General features: G+C 45.7%; 18 protein-coding genes. 11 read left to right on the plus strand and 7 right to left on the minus strand.

From position 1 onward, the window contains the following. Nucleotides 1-173 precede the first annotated feature (173 nt). From LZZ85_RS22510 to LZZ85_RS22530, 5 genes are all read left to right on the plus strand, one after another. The gene (locus LZZ85_RS22510; RefSeq protein WP_237875622.1) at nt 174-1,487 is read left to right on the plus strand and encodes a M16 family metallopeptidase; all 1,314 of its coding nucleotides are present in this window, start codon (nt 174-176) and stop codon (nt 1,485-1,487) included. A 39-nt stretch (nt 1,488-1,526) separates the two neighbouring features. Beyond that, complete coding sequence (locus LZZ85_RS22515; protein ID WP_237875623.1) at nt 1,527-2,933, plus strand: M16 family metallopeptidase; 1,407 nt, start codon at nt 1,527-1,529, stop codon at nt 2,931-2,933. Nucleotides 2,934-3,051: 118 nt separating this feature from the next. Continuing rightward, nucleotides 3,052-3,525, plus strand: coding sequence for a 23S rRNA (pseudouridine(1915)-N(3))-methyltransferase RlmH (locus tag LZZ85_RS22520; protein WP_237875624.1), 474 nt, complete (start codon nt 3,052-3,054; stop codon nt 3,523-3,525). Between the two features lie 60 nt (nt 3,526-3,585). After that, nucleotides 3,586-4,233 carry a rhomboid family intramembrane serine protease gene (locus LZZ85_RS22525; RefSeq protein ID WP_237875625.1) on the plus strand — a complete coding sequence of 216 codons (648 nt, stop codon included), beginning with the start codon at nt 3,586-3,588 and terminating at the stop codon, nt 4,231-4,233. 303 nt (nt 4,234-4,536) lie between these two features. Further along, on the plus strand, nt 4,537-5,400 hold the full coding sequence (locus LZZ85_RS22530; protein ID WP_237875626.1) for a T9SS type A sorting domain-containing protein: 864 nt from the start codon (nt 4,537-4,539) through the stop codon (nt 5,398-5,400). 1,554 nt (nt 5,401-6,954) lie between these two features. On the opposite strand, the gene tilS is transcribed toward LZZ85_RS22530, so the two are convergent. Continuing rightward, nucleotides 6,955-8,295, minus strand: a complete 1,341-nt coding sequence (tilS, locus tag LZZ85_RS22535) for a tRNA lysidine(34) synthetase TilS (RefSeq protein ID WP_237875627.1) — start codon at nt 8,293-8,295, stop codon at nt 6,955-6,957. A 43-nt stretch (nt 8,296-8,338) separates the two neighbouring features. Continuing rightward, nucleotides 8,339-8,650, minus strand: coding sequence for a tetratricopeptide repeat protein (locus tag LZZ85_RS22540; protein WP_237875628.1), 312 nt, complete (start codon nt 8,648-8,650; stop codon nt 8,339-8,341). 103 nt (nt 8,651-8,753) lie between these two features. Here LZZ85_RS22540 and LZZ85_RS22545 point away from each other — a divergent pair, with 103 nt between their 5' ends. The 4 genes from LZZ85_RS22545 (at nt 8,754) to ispE (ending at nt 12,178) form a co-directional block, all read left to right on the plus strand. Then, a complete protein-coding gene (locus LZZ85_RS22545) occupies nt 8,754-9,497 on the plus strand; it encodes an electron transfer flavoprotein subunit beta/FixA family protein (RefSeq protein WP_237875629.1) in 744 nt (247 codons plus the stop codon). An 89-nt stretch (nt 9,498-9,586) separates the two neighbouring features. Next, nucleotides 9,587-10,546 (plus strand): electron transfer flavoprotein subunit alpha/FixB family protein, encoded by a 960-nt coding sequence (locus LZZ85_RS22550; RefSeq protein ID WP_237875630.1) that lies wholly within the window; start codon nt 9,587-9,589, stop codon nt 10,544-10,546. 159 nt (nt 10,547-10,705) lie between these two features. Beyond that, nucleotides 10,706-11,314 carry a bifunctional nuclease family protein gene (locus LZZ85_RS22555; protein WP_237875631.1) on the plus strand — a complete coding sequence of 203 codons (609 nt, stop codon included), beginning with the start codon at nt 10,706-10,708 and terminating at the stop codon, nt 11,312-11,314. A gap of 39 nt (nt 11,315-11,353) precedes the next feature. Beyond that, nucleotides 11,354-12,178 (plus strand): 4-(cytidine 5'-diphospho)-2-C-methyl-D-erythritol kinase, encoded by an 825-nt coding sequence (gene ispE / locus LZZ85_RS22560; protein ID WP_237875632.1) that lies wholly within the window; start codon nt 11,354-11,356, stop codon nt 12,176-12,178. Nucleotides 12,179-12,257: 79 nt separating this feature from the next. Here the strand turns inward: ispE and LZZ85_RS22565 are convergent, their stop codons facing one another. Then, nucleotides 12,258-12,935, minus strand: a complete 678-nt coding sequence (locus LZZ85_RS22565) for a class I SAM-dependent methyltransferase (protein WP_237875633.1) — start codon at nt 12,933-12,935, stop codon at nt 12,258-12,260. After that, complete coding sequence (locus tag LZZ85_RS22570) at nt 12,932-13,081, minus strand: hypothetical protein (RefSeq protein WP_237875634.1); 150 nt, start codon at nt 13,079-13,081, stop codon at nt 12,932-12,934. The genes LZZ85_RS22565 and LZZ85_RS22570 overlap by 4 nt, the downstream gene beginning before the upstream one ends. Before the next feature lie 290 nt (nt 13,082-13,371). Between LZZ85_RS22570 and rocD the strand changes: the two genes are divergently transcribed. Both rocD and LZZ85_RS22580 read left to right on the plus strand, forming a co-directional pair. Beyond that, on the plus strand, nt 13,372-14,610 hold the full coding sequence (rocD, locus tag LZZ85_RS22575; protein WP_237875635.1) for an ornithine--oxo-acid transaminase: 1,239 nt from the start codon (nt 13,372-13,374) through the stop codon (nt 14,608-14,610). Next, nucleotides 14,598-15,323: a VIT1/CCC1 transporter family protein gene (locus LZZ85_RS22580; protein WP_237875636.1), complete on the plus strand. Its 726-nt coding sequence runs from the start codon at nt 14,598-14,600 to the stop codon at nt 15,321-15,323. Before rocD ends, LZZ85_RS22580 begins: the two co-directional genes overlap by 13 nt. Before the next feature lie 819 nt (nt 15,324-16,142). Here LZZ85_RS22580 and LZZ85_RS22585 read toward each other — a convergent pair. The 3 genes from LZZ85_RS22585 to LZZ85_RS22595 all read right to left on the minus strand — a co-directional run bounded on the left by LZZ85_RS22585 (nt 16,143) and on the right by LZZ85_RS22595 (nt 18,437). Further along, nucleotides 16,143-16,574, minus strand: a complete 432-nt coding sequence (locus LZZ85_RS22585; protein WP_237875637.1) for a hypothetical protein — start codon at nt 16,572-16,574, stop codon at nt 16,143-16,145. Nucleotides 16,575-16,809: 235 nt separating this feature from the next. Continuing rightward, a complete protein-coding gene (locus LZZ85_RS22590; RefSeq protein ID WP_237875638.1) occupies nt 16,810-17,487 on the minus strand; it encodes a porin family protein in 678 nt (225 codons plus the stop codon). 263 nt (nt 17,488-17,750) lie between these two features. Then, nucleotides 17,751-18,437 carry an SDR family NAD(P)-dependent oxidoreductase gene (locus tag LZZ85_RS22595; protein WP_237875639.1) on the minus strand — a complete coding sequence of 229 codons (687 nt, stop codon included), beginning with the start codon at nt 18,435-18,437 and terminating at the stop codon, nt 17,751-17,753. Nucleotides 18,438-18,442: the final 5 nt, after the last annotated feature.

Below are 18,442 nucleotides of genomic sequence, written 5' to 3' on the forward strand. Positions count from 1 at the left end.
GCTTGTTTTCAGCTTCTGCAGATGCTTCAGCTCCTGACAGCTGTTATCCGGCGGTATTTCGGTCAATAGCCGTCTGTACTGCCAGGCGCCGCCCATTTCCGCCTTTTTTTTGAACGGTACCGCATTCAATCGGCTCATTCCTTAGCTTTATCGCTATAATTACAAGCACAAATATGAAAAAAATCCTGCTTCCCGTCTGTTTGCTGCTGGGTGTTGTGTCCCAGGCGCAAATAAAAGCGGACGATGTAAAAAGCTTTACACTGAAGAACGGCATGAAATTCCTCGTTGTGGAAGACTATTCTATTCCCAATGCGAATATGTATCTTTTCTATCGTGTCGGATCGAGAAACGAATACCAGGGCATCACTGGCCTCTCCCACTTTTTTGAACATATGATGTTCAACGGTGCAAAAAAATACGGCCCAAAACAATTCGACCGCACAATGGAATTCAATGGCGGTGCAAATAACGCTTACACCCGGTCAGATGTGACCGTGTATACCAACTGGTTTCCCGCTTCAGCAACAGAAACCATCTTCGATCTGGAAGGCGACCGCATCTCCAGCCTCAGCATCGACCCGAAAATGGTGGAAAGCGAAAGAGGTGTGGTGCTGAGCGAAAGAAGCACGGGACTGGAAAACTCTCCCTGGCGCACACTTGGCGAAGCCGTAACTGCGCAGGCATTCCAGGAACACCCCTATCACTGGCCGGTGATCGGCTATGAAGATGATATGAAGAACTGGAAACAGACTGACCTTGAACGCTACTTCAAAACATATTACGCACCAAATAACTGCGTTGTCGTAATGTCCGGCGCGATCAAAACAGAAAATATCAAAGCACTCGCTGAAAAATATCTTGAACCGATCCCTGCTCAGCCTGAACCGCCCAAAGTTCACCAGGTTGAACCGGTACAAACAGGGGAAAGAAGGATCCTTGTTCAAAAAGATGTTGCCACTCCTTATCTGAATATCGTTTACAAAGCACCGGAAGCAAAACATGATGACTACTATGCCCTGGTATTGCTGAGCGATATTCTCAGCTCAGGAAAATCGTCACGCCTGTATGCTGCACTGGTTGACAATAAGCAGCTCGCTACAACGATCTCTGCTTCTTATGGAGAGAGCTTCGATCCTACCACGTTTGACATCAGCGCGATTGCGGCAAAAGGTATCAAGGAAACAGATCTTGAAAATGCGATCTATGAAGAGCTGGAAAAGATCAAAACCGGTGGTGTGACAGATAAAGAACTTCAGAAAGTGAAAAACCAGAAACTGATAGAGTTCTATAACCAGGTGCAAACCATCGACGGTAAATCGAACAATATCGGTACTTACGAAGTTTTCTTCGGCGATTATAAAAAGATGTTTGAAGCTCCTGATCGTTATAACAAAGTAACCGCAGATGATATCAAGCGCGTAGCCAACGCCTATTTCAGGAAAACAACGCGTACCGTTGGTATCCTTAAATCTAACACTGCAGAGTAAGCAGGAACATTTCTCAGCTAACATTACAAACAAACACAAATGAAACAATCAATCTATATTCGATCCCTTGCTTTCTCACTGGCCTGCATGATAGGCCTGGTGGTGAATGCGCAGGACTATAAACTGCCCTCCTATCAGCAGTTCACGCTGAAGAACGGCCTGACCGTTTACCTGATGGAACAACATGATGTGCCTATGGTCAGCGTATCCGCCATCCTACCTGCCGGTGCCATTTATGACGGAGAAAAAGGCGGCCTTGCGTCCCTGACAGCCACCGCCCTGAAACATGGTACGAAGAAATACCCAAAAGCGAAAATGGATGAGGAGCTCGACTTCATCGGCGCTTCCGTTTCAACGTATGCTTCCAAAGAGTCAGCTGGCCTATCCGCCCAATTCGCGGCAAAAGATAAAGACCTCGTGCTTGATATCATCAACGACCTCCTCACAGCTCCTGTTTTTGATACGGCTGAATTCACCAAAGAAAAAAGAAGAGCATTGCTCAGACTGGAACAGGCAAAAGAAAGCCCGCGCAATGTGATCGGTTCTTATTTTGATAAACTCATTTACGGTGACCACGTTTACGGAAACATAATCAGCGGGACAGTTGGATCTGTAACAACTCTTTCCACAACTGATCTTAAACAATTCTATTCAGCGAACTATATCCCTAATGGATCGGCGATCTCTATTGTTGGCGATTTCAACAGCAAAGAGATGAAAGCACTCGTCACAAAAGTGTTCTCCGGCTGGGCGAAAGGCAAGCAGGACAATGCGAATCTTGCTGCCAAACCGATCACTAAAGCAACAGGCAACAAAGTACTGCTGGTAAATAAAGATGACGCAAAGGAAACTACATTTCTTATCGGCTCACAGGGTATCGCGAGGAACAATCCTGACTATGTTGCCGTAGAAGTGATCAATACACTTTTTGGCGGTCGTTTCACTTCAATGCTGAACGATGAGCTGCGTGTGAACTCCGGTCTTACGTACGGAGCTAACAGCCGCTTCGCTGCGCTGAAAAACGGCGGCACATTCGCTATTTCAACTTTTACAGCAGGCAAAACAACGGAACCCGCTATCGATAAAGCGCTCGAAGTATTGAAAAAACTTCACGAACAGGGTGTTGATGATACATCTCTTGCTTCTGCTAAGAACTATGTAAAGGGGCAGTTCCCTCCGAGATACGAAACAAGCGGTCAGCTCGCCGGTCTGCTCACACAGATGTACTGGTACAAGTTTGATGAATCTTTCATCAACAACTTCCAGAAGAATGTAGATGGACTTACGCTTGATAAAGCAAAATCCATCATCAAAACATATTTCCCGCAGGATAAACTCCAGTTCGTCCTGGTAGGCAAATCTGCTGATATTAAAAAGATCGCTGAAAAATACGGTCCCGTAACCGAAGTACAGATAAAAGAAGAACCAACGAAGAAAGCGTTCTAAGGATAGTTTTAACGTTCAATGGTTTTAAAGTTTAATGTTCGGGGCCAGCCTTACACATCAGACTTTAAAACCATTGAACATTTTAAACCCGTAAACTTTTAAACTTTTATTTCCTCCCATGCGCATAGAACTCTGGTCGATCGGAAAGAATCATGAACCGTATGTCAGGAGCGGTGTTGAAGATTTCACGAAACGCATCTCCAATTATTTCAAGGTTGACTGGTTGATCATACCTCCGCTAAAGAATGCCGGCATGCTGAGTGAAACGGACCTCAAGAAAAAAGAAGGGGAGATCATTCTTGAACGCCTTGATAAAGATGATTTCCTGGTGGCGCTGGATGAACGCGGTAAACAGCTTTCTTCAGAAGGGCTGGCCGATTTTCTTCAATCCCGCGCGAATGCCGGATCAAAGAAAGTTGTATTTCTTATCGGCGGTGCCTTTGGCATTGATGAAGCAGTAATGAAACGGGCCAGTCTCAGCTGGAGCCTATCCAAGCTCGTATTTCCGCATCAGCTGGTCAGACTTATCCTTGCAGAACAGGTTTATCGCGCCTGCACGATCCTGCGCAATGAAAAGTATCATCATAAGTAAGCGAAGCGCGGCTGCTTAAAGTAAAACGATTATCTTGAGCACTGAAAGTAACGGACAGCCATGCAATTCACTTTAACTCTTATCATCGTCATAGTAACATGTATTGTTTCTATCACAGCCTTTAATAATCAGAAAATCATTGAAGATCTGATATTCTACCCACCGGCAGTTACCCGCAGGAAACAATGGTATCGTTTTTTCAGTTGTGGGCTCATACACGCAGACTGGACGCATCTCATCTTTAATATGCTTGCTCTTTATATGTTCGGCGGAGCGGTGGAATCACAATTTGTTGCGATATTTGGAAATTCAGGCAAAGCCATCTACCTGCTGATGTATGTACTGGCGCTGGGAGTGTGTCTTATTCCGACTTTTGTAAAGCATAAGGACGATTATCACTACAGAAGCCTGGGCGCCTCCGGTGCAGTGAGTGCTGTTATATTTGCCGGCCTCCTTCTCGCTCCGTATAGTGAAGTTGGGCTTATATTTATTCCTTTTGTTCGCATTCCAGGCTTTGTATTCGCTCCTCTATATATCTTGATCTCGATCGCAATGGAGCGTCGTGGGAGAGATAACATAAACCATTCAGCTCATATCTTTGGCGCTTTGTTTGGCCTGGCCTTCGTGATCATTGTAGGCAAACTTGTCGCCGATTTTGACGCTATTGCCTACTGTATACGAGGCATCGAATACTATTTCAACAAATAAATCCAATCTGAGCGTTACTGATTCCTAATATTTTTTGGGCACAAATAACGTTGATAATCAACTAATTTAGAGTGCTTTTTACGGGCCTTTTTAAAAACATTCTCCAAAAAGCTTTGAGATACTAAGTACATTTTCTACTTTTATCGCCGTAATACTTCTAATAGTATTTCTACTGAGCTCCGCTCCCCGTACTCTGATATCCCACAAAATTCCGCAGTTAAAATTCCCCGGCGTCTACATTAACGAGTGCCCTTAATGTCCTAATGAATAATTTTTTAATTCATTCATTAAATGTCATACTGTATGAGAATTTTTACCCTTGGATTACTTAGTGTCTTATTTTTTACCGTTGCATCTGTTAACGCTAACGCGCAGTGTACACGTCCTCAGGGCATGACCGCCCAACCGTACAAACTACAGGGTTTGTGCTACATCTATATCCAGTTTGCGATCCCTAACTCGAATGTCAGCATCGCGAACGTAGATGGATATGTTGCGCAGGGTACAGCCGGTCCAAATGGCGCTGTTACCATCCCTTATGATTGTGCAAAAGCACCCATTACGGGCGTTCAATCACTCACTGTCGGCGGACAGATCTGTACGCAGGTTCAGTTTGCACAGGAAGTCATTCTGCCTGTAAAATTCGAGTCGATCACTGTTGAGGTTGCTGCCGCTGGTGGCGCTCTGCTGAAATGGTCTACCTCCTTTGAGTTCAATAATGCTAAATACATTGTAGAAAAAAGCGCAGATGGAAGAAGCTACTCTGCAGTTGGAGAAGTGGCTGGCGCTGTTAACTCCATTGAACTTAACAAATACAGCTTTACTGATGCTTCCTACAAAGCAGGTGACGTCAGCTTTTATCGCCTGAAACAGGTTGACTTCGACGGCACCACTTCTTTCTCCAAAGTTGTGTATATCAACAGCAGTGCAAAAGCAGGCCAAAGCGTCCGTGTAGCACCAAACCCGTTCCTGAACGAAGACATTCAACTGATCGGTGTAAAAGCTGCTGACATGAACAAGAACAATATCCGCGTTTTCAACCTCGCGGGCAAACAACTGAGCTTCGAGATCTCCGGATCAAACGCGATCCGCCTCGATCCTTCCCTGCCAAAAGGTGTTTATTTTGTGAACATTGGCGGCGCTTCTCACAAACTGTTAAAGAATTAAGATCTTACGACGGTTCAGATAATAAAGAAAAACCCTGGCGATTGCCAGGGTTTTTCTTTTAGCTGGATCGTGGGTGAAGTTGCCGCAGGCAGTCGCCGGTGTGGGGGATTGAAAATTGAGGTGAGGAGTTTGGGGCGTTCTGTACGGTTTGCCGGGCGGGCAAGGGGCGCTTTTTTTTCGAAGGTTGTCTTGAAGACACTGTTTACGTTTTTTGCCGGAAGGGCAAGGGCGCTTTTTTTTCGACGGGAGGTCGAAGACTCTGTTTACTTTTTTGCCGGACGGGCAAGGGCGCTTTTTTTTCGAGGGGTTGCCTCGAAGACTCCGTTTACTTTTTTTGCCTTGATGCAAAAAAAGTAACAAAAAAAGATCAAGGCTGGGAAAAATGGCTAAAAATGGGAGGATGTCACCTGCACCAAAAAAAACTCGCCGGAGGAGTGTTTCAGTTCGTTTGGCGTGCTGGCTCAGACAGTTTTTTGGCGCCTTCGCACACCTGGGGTGTGGCTCAGACGGTGCCAGCCTCCCATTTTCTTAACGCCATTTTTTCCAAGGCCGGGGCGTTGAGGGAGGAGGATTCGTTTGCGAGGAAGATTCGTTATAACTCAGTAGCTGTATCATAGTTTGATGGTGAACTCTTCTTATCATATACATTTTAAAAAAAATAAGCTGCGAGAACCGTGAGGCTACATTCCTTTAAAGGCCTACTACCCGCTTTGAGAGGGGGCCGGCATAGCGCAAATGGCGTTAAAAAAATTATGGGCGTAACCGACGAGCCGAAGGCGAGGGCGCTAAAATATTGTCTGAGCCCAACACGCCAATCAATCCTAAGCCTGGACGGGCGAGTTTATTTTAGTGCCAGGTGCAGCCCATAATTTTTAGCCATTTGCGCGTAGCCTTGATCTTTTTTTGTTACTTTTTTTGCATCAAGGCAAAAAAAGTAAACGGACCCTTCGAGGCAACCCCTCGAAAAAAACGCCTTGCCCGCCCGGCAAAAAATGTAAACAGAGTCTCCGAAATAAAGAGGCGGTTGCAAGGAAGGTTCGTTGTATCTCAGTTACTGTATTACAAATTGTCGTGGTACTATTCCTGATAACAGAAAACAAAACTTACAAGAACCGTAAGGCTACATTTATGTCAAGGCATCCTGCCTGCTTTAAGAGGGGGCGGCCTAGCGCAAATGGCGTTAAAAAAATTATGGGCGTAACCGACGAGCCGAAGGCGAGGGCGCTAAAATATTGTCTGAGCCCAACACGCCAATCAATCCTAAGCCTGGACGGGCGAGTTTATTTTAGTGCCAGGTGCAGCCCATAATTTTTAGCCCCCGCATCGAGTGCGGGGCTGGCTATTTGCGCGTAGCCTTGATCTTTTTTTGTTACTTTTTTTGCATCAAGGCAAAAAAAGTAAACGGAGTCTTCGACCTCCCGTCGAAAAACAGCGCCCTTGCCCGTCCGGCAAAAAATGTAAACAGAGTCTTCACGGCAACCCCTCGAAAAAAAAGCGCCCTTGCCCGCCCGGCAAACTCCAAACAGAGCCCTTCGACGCTCCCAGTCGAGAACCTTATTTCCTTAACGCCAGTGATATCTTTATTATATCTCCCGCTCCCTTCATTTTAAAACGATCATCCAGTCTCCTCCCCACCACCCAAACAATCCTCTTATCACTCTCAATAACCCAAACATTTTCTTTCTCAATCGAGGACATCTTTTGATCAATAAAAAAACGCGCGAGTTTTTTCTTCTTCCGCATCCCAAGCGGATAAAAATAATCGCCGTTCTTCCAGGGGCGTAAGGTGAAAGGAAATTGTATCAGCGAAGCATCGATATATGCAACCGATGATGAGGATGTATCCGGCTTGCCATCTGATGAAAAATTTCGGCTGATGGTTAGTTCCCCTGCAGGAAAAGAAACATTACCTGTCTCTTCGATCAGGATCAGTGAAGGGCGCTCCGCCTTTACCGAAGCGATGATCAGCCAGTTCCTGTTACGGATGATCCTGTGAGAGGATGATTGCACATATCTCCCGGAACCACTATTCAATAAGGCGATCACCTCCGTCGTTTGAGCAGCAGAAAAGCCATAAGGCCTGATGATCTCGTAGACGATCGCAGTAAGAGGAATTGCCTTCTGCAATTTCAGCACCGGAATATGAACCTCCTCTCCTTTTTGTACCAGCAGTTTTTTCCGGTGACTATCGATGGCTTGCTGATACAAAAGTTCAATATCGCGGAAACGCGGAATATTGCGACGCATGTTTTCTTCCGCCTTTGGATACAATTGCTGAATAACAGGAAGCAGATGATGACGAAGATAATTCCGGCTGTATTTGTCTGAAGCATTTGAACTATCCTCTACCCATTGCAACTGATTTGCTGCGGCAAATTCGCGGATCTCTTTCCGTCCGGTAAATAATAACGGACGTATGGTCTTGTTTTGCTTCGGTAAAATACTTCTCAGACCCGCAATACCTGTCCCCTTGAAATAATTCATGAGAGATGTTTCAACCGCATCATCCAGATGATGTGCGGTGAGCAATACATCCAGTCTGTTTTCCCTTGTATCAAGCAGCCGGTGAAACCATTCATAACGCAACTCGCGTGCCGCCTCTTGTACAGAAAGCTTATTGGCAATGAGATATGCCTGTGTATCGAATGCCTCTACCCAAACCTTCACGTTATACTTGTTGGCAAGAGCTCTCACAAACTCCTCGTCTCTCTTACTCTCCTCTCCTCTTAGCTGAAAATTACAATGCGCTATTTCAAAATCATACCCGCATTGGCTGCATAATTCACACAGCACAACAGAATCAAGACCGCCGCTTACTGCCAGCAACAAACGTTGTTGCGGAGTGAACAGCGCCTGTTCGCTTATAAACGATCTGAATGATTCAATAAAACTCATGTTATGTAAGAAGATCCGTCCACTGCGGAAGTAAATATCGTTATCAAAAGATCAGTTCTTCATATGCTCCGCGAAGTTCACCCAACGCATGCATGTCTCCCGCTTTTTTCGCCTGTTCTATTCCTTTTTCATAAGCGGCGATGGCCTCTTCGGTTGTTGCGGTCCGCTCCAGCAACTTTGCAAGATGATAATAACTACCCACATAACCGGGGTCATGCGTAAGAAGTCCCTCAAACTCTTCACGGGCCGCTTTATCATCACCCGCCTTGATATATTCAAGCGCCAACGCATGACGCAGGAAACTGTCATTTGGGGTCTTTTGCAGGAAATCTTTCAGTTTTTGCACACGATCCATCAGAATAAAAATTTGACACTGAAAATGCCGGATTTAAAATTTCATCGCTTATCTTTGTTTTAGTTGCATAAACAACTATTAGCTAACGATTCAAAACAACAGTATGAAGATCTTAGTTTGCATCAGCAAAACGCCGGACACCACGGCAAAAATAGCTTTCACTGACAACAACACGAAATTCGATACGAGCGGAGTTCAATGGATCATCAATCCCTACGATGAATGGTATGCACTGGTACGTGCCATAGAATTGAAAGAAAAAGACGCATCCACTATTGTGCATCTTGTCACAGTTGGTGGTGCAGATGCTGAACCGATCATCCGTAAAGCACTTGCTTTGGGTGGTGACGAAGCCTTTCGCGTAAATGCCGACAGCCATGATAGTTTTTATATTGCTTCGCAGATCGCTTCAATTGCGAAGGAAGGCGCTTACGATCTTGTTTTCACCGGCAAAGAAACGATCGATTATAATGGTTCTTCAATAGGTGGAATGGTCGCCGAACTTCTCGACTTTCCCTATATCTCCCTTGCTTCCAAATTTGAACTCAACGGAACAAAAGCCACTATTACCCGTGAGATAGAAGGCGGCGAAGAAACGGCTGAAGTAGATCTCCCTGTTGTGGTAAGTGCTGCAAAAGGTATGGCGGAACAACGCATTCCAAACATGCGCGGGATCATGGCTGCAAGAACAAAACCGTTGAAGGTATCCGAGCCGGTAGCTGTTGAAGCGCTCACAAGCGTAACCAGCTTTGGCCTCCCTCCTGCTAAAGCCGGTGTAAAACTCGTGCCCGCAGATAATGTGGATGAACTGGTACGCTTACTTCACGAAGAAGCAAAAGCCCTCTAGTCGTTTTGATGTTTAATAGTTCAAAAGTTAATCATACCCAGAACTGTTAAACGATAAAACATTAAACTCATAACTTTTAAACTTGCACTATGTCTGTTTTAATATTTGTTGATATAGCCGAAGGCCAGGTAAAAAAAGTATCCCTTGAAGCACTGAGCTATGGCGCGAAACTCGCTGAACAACTCGGCACAAGCGCTGAAGGTGTTGTTTTAGGCACTCCTAAAGAAGACCTTGCTGCCCTTGGTAAATATGGTGTTTCAAAGATCCATCATGTAAGTAATCCGGCCCTCGACCACCTGGATGCTCAACTCTATACAAAAGTGATTGCGGAGGTTGCAGGTTCTACAGGAGCCACCGTGATCGTTTTCCCGAATAATATGGATGGTAAATCCATTGCCCCCCGACTTTCAGCCCGCCTGAAAGCCGGTCTTATCTCCGGAGCTGTTGCGCTGCCGGATACCAGCAATGGGTTTATCGTGAAGAAGAACGTATTCTCAGGCAAGGCATTTGCCAACATCAGCATTACGACACCGGTAAAGATCATTGCACTGAATCCGAACGCATACCCGGTCAGGACGGGTGAGGGCACTGCCACCGTAGCGGCATTTGAGGCAAAAGTTGATTCTCCACGGGTAAAAGTGATCAGCAGCACCAAAGCAAGCGGTGAAGTTCCGTTGACCGAAGCAGAAGTAGTCGTAAGTGCGGGTCGTGGCCTCAAGGGTCCTGAAAACTGGGGCATGGTGGAAGAACTGGCTAAAGTATTGCACGCCGCAACAGCCTGCAGCCGTCCGGTAGCCGATGCACACTGGCGTCCGCATAACGAGCACGTAGGGCAGACAGGCATCGCGATCGCACCAAACCTGTACATTGCCATTGGCATTTCCGGTGCCATCCAGCACCTGGCCGGCGTAAACCGCAGCAAAGTGATCGTGGTGATCAATAAGGACCCTGAAGCTCCTTTCTTCAAGGCAGCTGATTACGGTATCGTTGGTGACGCGTTCGACGTCGTTCCAAAACTGACTGAAGCGATCCGCAAGATCAAAGCATGATAAATTAGAAAGTCAAAAGTAAGAATTAGAAAAAACCTTAAGATGTGAAGCCCACAATTTGAGGTTTTTTACTTTTTAGTTTTGACTTTTTAATTCCTTTTTACCTCCTCCCGCCGGATGCTTTTTTACTCAAAAAGCCTTAGTTTCGTGTGATATTTTATGAAGAAAATAGAACTGGAAATAGTCGCCTTATCCCACAGCATCACTCAAACACATTCCTATGCTGTTGTGCTGGGTGAAGTAAATGGGTTACGGCGTTTACCGATTGTGATTGGTGGCTTTGAGGCGCAAGCTATTGCTGTAGCGCTCGAAAAAATGAACCCAAGTCGCCCTCTCACCCACGACCTGATGAAGAATTTCCTAAATGCTTTCACCATCGATCTCCATGAGATCATCATCTGCGATCTTCAGGAAGGTATTTTCTACTCCAAGCTCGTTTGTTCTTCTGAAAATGATACAATAGAGATCGACTCAAGAACCTCCGATGCCCTGGCCCTTGCTGTCAGGTTCGGCTGCCCGATCTACACATACGAAAACATCCTGGAGAGTGCTGGTATACTTATGGAAGATACCGGTACCGGCAATAAAAAGAAGAAAGCCAAACAGGAAGTGGTGGTTGAGGAAACCGGCAATACCGGAAATGAAGATCTTAAAGCCCTCAGCATCGAAGAGCTGGACGCATTGCTGAATGATGTACTCGAAAGCGAGGATTATATCAGGGCGATCGCCATCCGCGATGAAATAAACAGCCGCAAAAAGAAACGCTGATCCGTCAATCCCGGTTTTCTTCACTTTAAAATTTCCAAGGTGGTCGTTTTTCCCAATGCGAAAATCAATCTCGGACTTCGCATCACCGAAAAAAGAAATGACGGCTATCATGAGCTGGAAACCTGCTTTTATCCCCTGCCCGTTTTTGATGCACTGGAGATCATTCGTCTGCCCGCTGTCGGGTCTTTCCGGTTTAACAGCAGCGGACTTGATATTGCGGGCGAATTACAGGACAATCTTTGCGTAAAAGCATATTCAATACTTAAAGCCGATTTCCCTGGGCTGCCCCCGGTTTCTGTTTTTCTTCAGAAAGCCATCCCTTCCGGCGCGGGACTGGGCGGCGGTAGTGCTGATGCCTCGTTTACCCTCAAATTATTGAATCAACTGGGTGGCCTCAACCTTAGCGTTCAGCAGCTGCTGGATTACAGTCTTCGCCTGGGAAGTGATTGTCCATTCTTTATTATCAACAAACCCTGCTATGCGACGGGGCGCGGCGAGGTCCTCGAACCGGTGGCAATCGATCTTTCGGCCTTCGGATTCGTTGTAATAAACCCGGGTATCCATGTTCCTACCGGTCAGGCTTTTTCCTGGCTCACACCCGCAAAACCTAAGGAATCGATCCGCGACCTTATTCATCTTCCCGTGGAAAAATGGAAAGATGTATTAATAAACGATTTTGAAAAAAGCGTGGTCACCCGCCATCCGGAAGTTGGACAGGTAAAAGACCTGCTGTACAGATCCGGAGCTGTCTATGCCTCGATGAGCGGAAGCGGAAGCACCGTCTATGGACTTTTTCCAAATGATCATTATCCCGTAATATCAGTGCCGGAACATTATCTGATCAGATATATCGGCTTCAAATAAGAAAGCAACTACCGCAGTAATTGCTTCTTATTTAAACATAATCTTATTACAGACCTCTGTTTGGTATGTATGAAAAAAATTAGTGCTTGATCGCTACGAACATGGTGCGGCTGTGACGTGAGGTATAATTATCCGGTGCGATATCTCCAGTATAATCAAACTGCTCAAAAACACTGCCGAAGCCAACATCATGCAACACCTTTGTCTGGTCTTTTTTCCTTAACCAGAAAGAACGGTTATTATTATAAGACGCCCAAAGCATCTTTTCTATTTTTGCTTTACCTGCTGTTTTACTCCACTCACGGAACCATCTTCCTGCATAGCCTTCGTTGGTCGTCATCGGCGACAAACGATAATTTTGTTGTGGCGCAAGAGCCTTTGCCCTTTTCTGAATTGGCGCGATCACATACCTGTTCAAATGTCCCAGTTCATATCTCAGATCACGGTCCGGTGCAAAATGTGTATTCAGTAAAAGGATCTTTGTCGTACACTCGCTGACAGTTTTCAGGAACGCCACAGGATCATTCAGATGGTAAAGAAGACCATAGCAGATGTTCACTTCGAATTTGTCGTATTTAGGCAGGTTACGGACATCATCCATCGCGAAATGCAGGTTCTGCAGACCGAGATTTTCCTTTACAAAATTGCATTTGTCTATATTCTCCTGCCTTGCTTCAATACCAAGCGTGTCAAAGCCCATTTTCGCCAGTTCGACGGAATACCCGCCTTCAAGACAGCCAAGGTCTACCGCCCTCATGCGTGACCGGTCTTCCTTACTGGTAAAAGAGAGATTGTTTTTGCGATCGAGGTCCAGATCGCACTTTTTTCAAGCAGGATCTGATCAGATCCCATGGTTGTCTGGCCTTTGTTCAGCAGGATATTATGTGCTGTAAAGTTCATCATTGGTTGATTAATGGTCAATTAGGGTCGTAAATTACCAAAACCAACAACATGAAACATGTTAATTATGCAGAAAGCCTGGATTTCCTGTTAGGCTGATAAGTTTTGATCAGCAATTTTTCTATATTGCAACCAATCTTTTATGGTCATCTGTCGCCTTTCAACCATATGTTTTTTTCTTGATGGAAACCTCGATCTGCTGAATCATCGACGTTAAGCCTTCATACTCCCCGCTCTTCCGGGGAGACATTTCGCATACTCATTCATTTCCCGATCTATCTAATTATTCGAACATGCAATCTATTATCGGCCTTAGCCAGGCTTCACGTCATTATCTTGAACTGGAAGAAAAATTCGGTGCACACAATTACCACCCGCTCCCTGTCGTCCTCGAACGGGGCGAAGGTGTTTTTATGTGGGACGTAGACGGAAAGCGCTATTTCGATTTCCTGAGCGGTTATTCTGCCGTTAACCAGGGGCATTGTCATCCACGCATACTTGAAGCATTTACCCGCCAGGCCAGCCGTCTGACCCTTACAAGCCGCGCTTTCCATAGCGACCTGCTGGGTGAATACGCTGCATTTGTTACCGGATACTTTGGCTATGATAAAGTGCTTCCCATGAATACCGGCGTCGAAGCGGTGGAAACAGCCATCAAACTTTGCCGGAAATGGGCCTATGAAGTAAAAGGTATTCCTGATGGCAGGGCAGTGATCGTTGTATGCGAAGGAAACTTCCACGGTCGCACCACGGGGGTAATCTCGTTCAGTACAGATCCCAGCTCAACCACCCATTTTGGCCCTTACCTTCCAGGTTTTATTCATATTCCCTATAACGATACAGATGCTCTCGAAAAAGTGCTTGCCGAAAACAAGAACATCGCGGGCTTTCTGGTTGAACCGATCCAGGGCGAAGCGGGCGTAGTAGTGCCGGATAAGGGTTATCTCGCTCGCGCAAAACAGCTTTGTGAAAACTCCAATGTGCTGTTTATGGCCGATGAGATCCAGACCGGGCTGGCACGTACCGGCAGGCTGCTGGCCTGTGATCATGAAAATGTGCGACCGGATATACTGATACTTGGCAAAGCCTTAAGTGGAGGAATGCTTCCCGTCAGCGCGGTACTGGCCGATGATCCTGTTATGTTGACCATCAGACCTGGCGAACATGGCTCTACGTATGGGGGTAACCCGCTCGCGTGTGCTACAGCGATCGCAGCACTGACCGTGCTCAAAGATGAACACATGGCTGAAAATGCAACGGCTATGGGACAACTGCTTCGAGACGGATTACAGTCGCTCAACTCACCGCATATCTCCCTCATTCGCGGGAAAGGCTTGTTGAATGCGATCGTGATCAGGCACGCCAATGCCGATGCGGCATGGGATCTTTGCCTTCAGCTCAAAGAAAAAGGGCTTCTCGCAAAACCCACGCACGGAGATAAGATCAGGTTCGCTCCACCACTTGTCATCAATCAGTCACAGGTAAACGAATGTGTTGCGATTATCGCTGAATCATTAAATTGCCTCGATTAAGAGGCACCGCAGGTATGGATCAGTCATTTCACCAGGAGAAACATTTAAGGAACAGTGATTTTTTAACAGACGTTGTGATCGGCATGAGCGATGGACTTACTGTTCCGTTCGCACTCGCCGCAGGACTGTCCGGCGCCGTTTCCGGTACATCCGTTATCGTCATTGCAGGTATTGCGGAAATAGCAGCCGGCTCCATCGCAATGGGGCTGGGTGGTTATCTCGCCGGCAAAACAGAAATGGAACATTATGACGCAGAACTGAAAAGAGAAAAAGAAGAAGTAGAGACCGTTCCGGAAAAAGAAAAAGAAGAAGTAAAAGACTTTTTCGCCAATATCGGGTTAAGCGAAGAAATGCAAACCAAAGCCGCTGATGAGATCGCAAAAGATAAAAAACAGTGGGTGGATTTTATGATGAAATATGAGCTTGGGCTTGAAAAACCCGATCCCCGGCGTGCAAAAAAGGCTGCCCTGAATATCGGCTTATCTTATGCTGCCGGCGGACTGGTACCATTGAGTCCTTATTTTTTTACAGATACTCCACTCCTAGCACTTCAGGTCTCCGCCGTGATCACTTTGATCAGCCTCTTTGTATTCGGATTCCTGAAAAGCAGGATCACCGGCGTTAATCCCTGGCAGGGAGCAATACGGGTCACAATTATTGGCGCAATGGCCGCCGCAGCCGCATTCGGAGTGGCCAAACTGTTCACCGCCTGACAGGCGATGGGGATCAAGCGTAAAAGTTGTGGGATGGTTGTTTAAATGTTTAAATGTTTAATGGTTTAAAAGTTTAAAGTTTTTGCTTTTGCTTCGGTCCCAAGTTTTTAAGCGATAGCTGTCTGATCGGGCACAAAAAACGTGAGCACGCCTTGAAGCAATATATGCTCCTTAAATACGACATTCTGGCACGCGAAGCCAGCTGATGTGTTGACTGATGATAATCATTCAGGGTCAAACTTCGCGTGTTTTTGAAATGGTTGTTGGTCGTCGTTAGTCCGTCTCTTGGTCGTCCTTTGGCCGTCCAAAGTTTGACGGGATCTTAGGCAGTGAAAAATGGTGACAAGCTGACACGCTGAGGGCGATAAATCTTTTGAGCGACTGGCCCAGGTTCCCTTCTCCGCTTCGCTACGGTGGAAGGGCCGCCAGAAGTTTATGCGAGCGATGCTCATCCGGAACATTTCAACCCAGGCCATTTTGTAGATCACCCCCAACTTTTCAACATGATCCTGCAATGGCTACATTCACCTACCTTTTGCCCACAAAAAAGCCCCTCTTTACAGTGGGGCGGTGAAATACGAATGGTTTTTCGGTCAGATTTATTTCGTTAAATAAAAGGCGGTGGAATAAAACCGGTTACTGACAGATCAACCAAAATTCTTTACGGCAATACGCTTGAATACACGTATCCTACACTTCTGAAGATGCTTGCAAGTTTCCGAAATAGTTTACAATGGGAGTGGAAGAATGATCGAGGAAGGTTTGAGATTCGAATGTAGAAAAAAAATATCCACATTGCAAAGATTTTAGTAAAAAAATTTACAGTGTTGAACCTTCGCTCTGTTTTGGCGCTTCTGCCTTTGGTTGCTGAGGCAGCTTCATATCAGGAAATAACACCGCGATCAACACTAAAACTGACGCGATCAACACTAAGTAAATACCTGTATGTTTCTCAGGGCACTCACCCTGTCTGCAAACAGTAATGATAAAATAGTTTCTTACTGCCCAGGCAACGTTCAATGCCGCTACAATAAGATTTGTTCTTTTGGCCCAGATCCTCGGTATGAAATGAAGTATAAGAAATATGCCCCCGAGTAAAAGATGAAAATACCCCGGCTTGCCGAAGCTGGTTCCTTCTGCATTTACCCCGCTGATCGCAATATTTCTTGCAGGCAGTGATGCCCATAACATAAAACAGGAACCAATCAGCAGCACTCCGGCAATCAATCCGATCCATTTGATCCAACGCATACGTTCTAGATTTGGGGCGCAAGATAAGAAAACGCAAATTGGGATACGCGAATTTCGCGAATTGGGATACGCGAATTTCGCGAATTGCCCTTCAAACGATCTGAGCTTTTACCCAGCCTATAAAACGCAGAGCCGGAATCTTCCTGATAGTAGGAAATTCCGGCTCTGTTAATTCGTTACTTATTTTCTGATTGCTAATTCGAATCGCGAAATTAGTGTCGTATAATTTGCGTTATCAGAATTTATAACCCACGGTAAAGCTCAGCACACGATGTTTGTTGTTATCATCATTTGACGAGTTCGCGCCTGACTGGATCTTCGCAAGACCAAGACCGTAGTTAGCAGAGATCACAAGATTGCTTGCTTCCACACCAACCAGGGCATTCAGACCATAGTCAAAACGTTTTGCACGGAATGCACCCGCACCTTCTTCATCGCTTGTCAATGGATCATCATCAGACCACTGAATGCTTTCCTTAAAGTTTACAAGACCATCAGCCTTGAATTTACCACCTACTCCCATCGCTACGTATGGACCAGCACCTGCAAAGAACCGAACACCACCTGTTGGCGTTTTAAACACCAGGTTAACAGGTAGCTCAAGGTATTGCGGGTTGAATTGTAAACGTTGATACGTTGCATCTCCCGACTCTCCGTTTTGCCATTTTAATCCTTTGCCAGTGTAAAGCAGACCCGGTTGGATCGCGAAAAAATCTGTTACTTCAAAATCCCCAATGATACCTGCCTGCCAGGTTGTAAGAGCATTTGCGTCGTTGTATCCACCATTATCTTTATTAGACACATTTGCAATGTTTACACCTCCCTTAATGATAGCTGTTGATTTTTGAGCGTATACGCCAAGAGAGCATAAAGACATAACAGCTCCGCAAAATAATAACTTTGTTGTTTTCATATTCGTACAGTTTTATGCTGGAGATAAAACAAAAGGTTTGCCACTACCCTTTTGAGGCATGCCACTCATGAATGATGGAATTTTAACTTGTATCTAATTCCACACATTATCAGCCTGCGCATACGTTTTACAAAACATAAAAGAGGAAACAAATCCACAGAAATAAGGCTGCAAGGAACTGGGCCAGTAACAGTTGTTCGTTCTTCGGGAACCGGTAATTGTGTGTAATAATTCCCCACAATCTTGTGAACCAAGGGGATTTATCATGATTTATTATACACTTTGATCACCGCTTCACGCAATGAATCAAAGGAAGGCTCACAATATGTGTGAACAATATCCGCTATGCTTTCCGCCTTCACCCATTTTGAGAAGTCCGCATCCGGCATGGCGTTTCTGTTTACCGCTGTATCTATTGTTGAAGGAACGATCACATGCGTTACCACCGAAGTGTTTTTGGCTTCTTCATTCATCAGTTCGGCGAGACGGAATACGAGCGACTTGGACAGTGCATAGGCCGTCATCCCCTTGCCCAGTTTCATATCAAGCCCCGGCTTGGAACCCGTTAAAAAGATACGACCGCTTTTCTGAAGAAGCATTTGCGTGAACACCGCTCTTGCGACATTATAAGTAGTAGTAAAATTGATATCATACTGCTTCATGATCTCATCCATCCCCGTCTCTTCTATCTTACCCATTGCAAAACCACCAGCTGTAAGTACCGCGACGTCTATCACCGGGTATTTCTTCACTACAGCGGCAATGAACGCATTGCTTTCCTTTTCACTGGAAAGATCAACGGTGTAGGCTTCAAAGCCCGGCTGACCATCAAACGGAGTGGCTGTTTTTTTGGTAGTTGTCCCAATCACTGTAGCACCTTCATTCAGGAACTTCTGGACTATGGCTTTGCCCAGACCGCCCGTTGCTCCCGTCACTATTACTGTTTTCATTTTTT

The organism is Terrimonas ginsenosidimutans (assembly GCF_022012415.1).
In the GTDB taxonomy this organism is placed as follows: Bacteria; Bacteroidota; Bacteroidia; order Chitinophagales; family Chitinophagaceae; genus Terrimonas_A; species Terrimonas_A ginsenosidimutans.

Coding starts and splice junctions, on each gene's coding strand:
- tilS (WP_237875627.1), bottom strand. CDS start 8,295: ATGAGTTTTATTGAATCATTCAGATCGTTTATAAGCGAACAGGCGCTG.
- rocD (WP_237875635.1), top strand. CDS start 13,372: ATGCAATCTATTATCGGCCTTAGCCAGGCTTCACGTCATTATCTTGAA.
- LZZ85_RS22570 (WP_237875634.1), bottom strand. CDS start 13,081: ATGATGAACTTTACAGCACATAATATCCTGCTGAACAAAGGCCAGACA.
- LZZ85_RS22595 (WP_237875639.1), bottom strand. CDS start 18,437: ATGAAAACAGTAATAGTGACGGGAGCAACGGGCGGTCTGGGCAAAGCC.
- LZZ85_RS22540 (WP_237875628.1), bottom strand. CDS start 8,650: ATGGATCGTGTGCAAAAACTGAAAGATTTCCTGCAAAAGACCCCAAAT.
- LZZ85_RS22585 (WP_237875637.1), bottom strand. CDS start 16,574: ATGCGTTGGATCAAATGGATCGGATTGATTGCCGGAGTGCTGCTGATT.
- LZZ85_RS22530 (WP_237875626.1), top strand. CDS start 4,537: ATGAGAATTTTTACCCTTGGATTACTTAGTGTCTTATTTTTTACCGTT.
- LZZ85_RS22520 (WP_237875624.1), top strand. CDS start 3,052: ATGCGCATAGAACTCTGGTCGATCGGAAAGAATCATGAACCGTATGTC.
- LZZ85_RS22555 (WP_237875631.1), top strand. CDS start 10,706: ATGAAGAAAATAGAACTGGAAATAGTCGCCTTATCCCACAGCATCACT.
- LZZ85_RS22565 (WP_237875633.1), bottom strand. CDS start 12,935: ATGAGGGCGGTAGACCTTGGCTGTCTTGAAGGCGGGTATTCCGTCGAA.
- LZZ85_RS22515 (WP_237875623.1), top strand. CDS start 1,527: ATGAAACAATCAATCTATATTCGATCCCTTGCTTTCTCACTGGCCTGC.
- LZZ85_RS22550 (WP_237875630.1), top strand. CDS start 9,587: ATGTCTGTTTTAATATTTGTTGATATAGCCGAAGGCCAGGTAAAAAAA.
- LZZ85_RS22510 (WP_237875622.1), top strand. CDS start 174: ATGAAAAAAATCCTGCTTCCCGTCTGTTTGCTGCTGGGTGTTGTGTCC.
- LZZ85_RS22545 (WP_237875629.1), top strand. CDS start 8,754: ATGAAGATCTTAGTTTGCATCAGCAAAACGCCGGACACCACGGCAAAA.
- LZZ85_RS22525 (WP_237875625.1), top strand. CDS start 3,586: ATGCAATTCACTTTAACTCTTATCATCGTCATAGTAACATGTATTGTT.
- LZZ85_RS22590 (WP_237875638.1), bottom strand. CDS start 17,487: ATGAAAACAACAAAGTTATTATTTTGCGGAGCTGTTATGTCTTTATGC.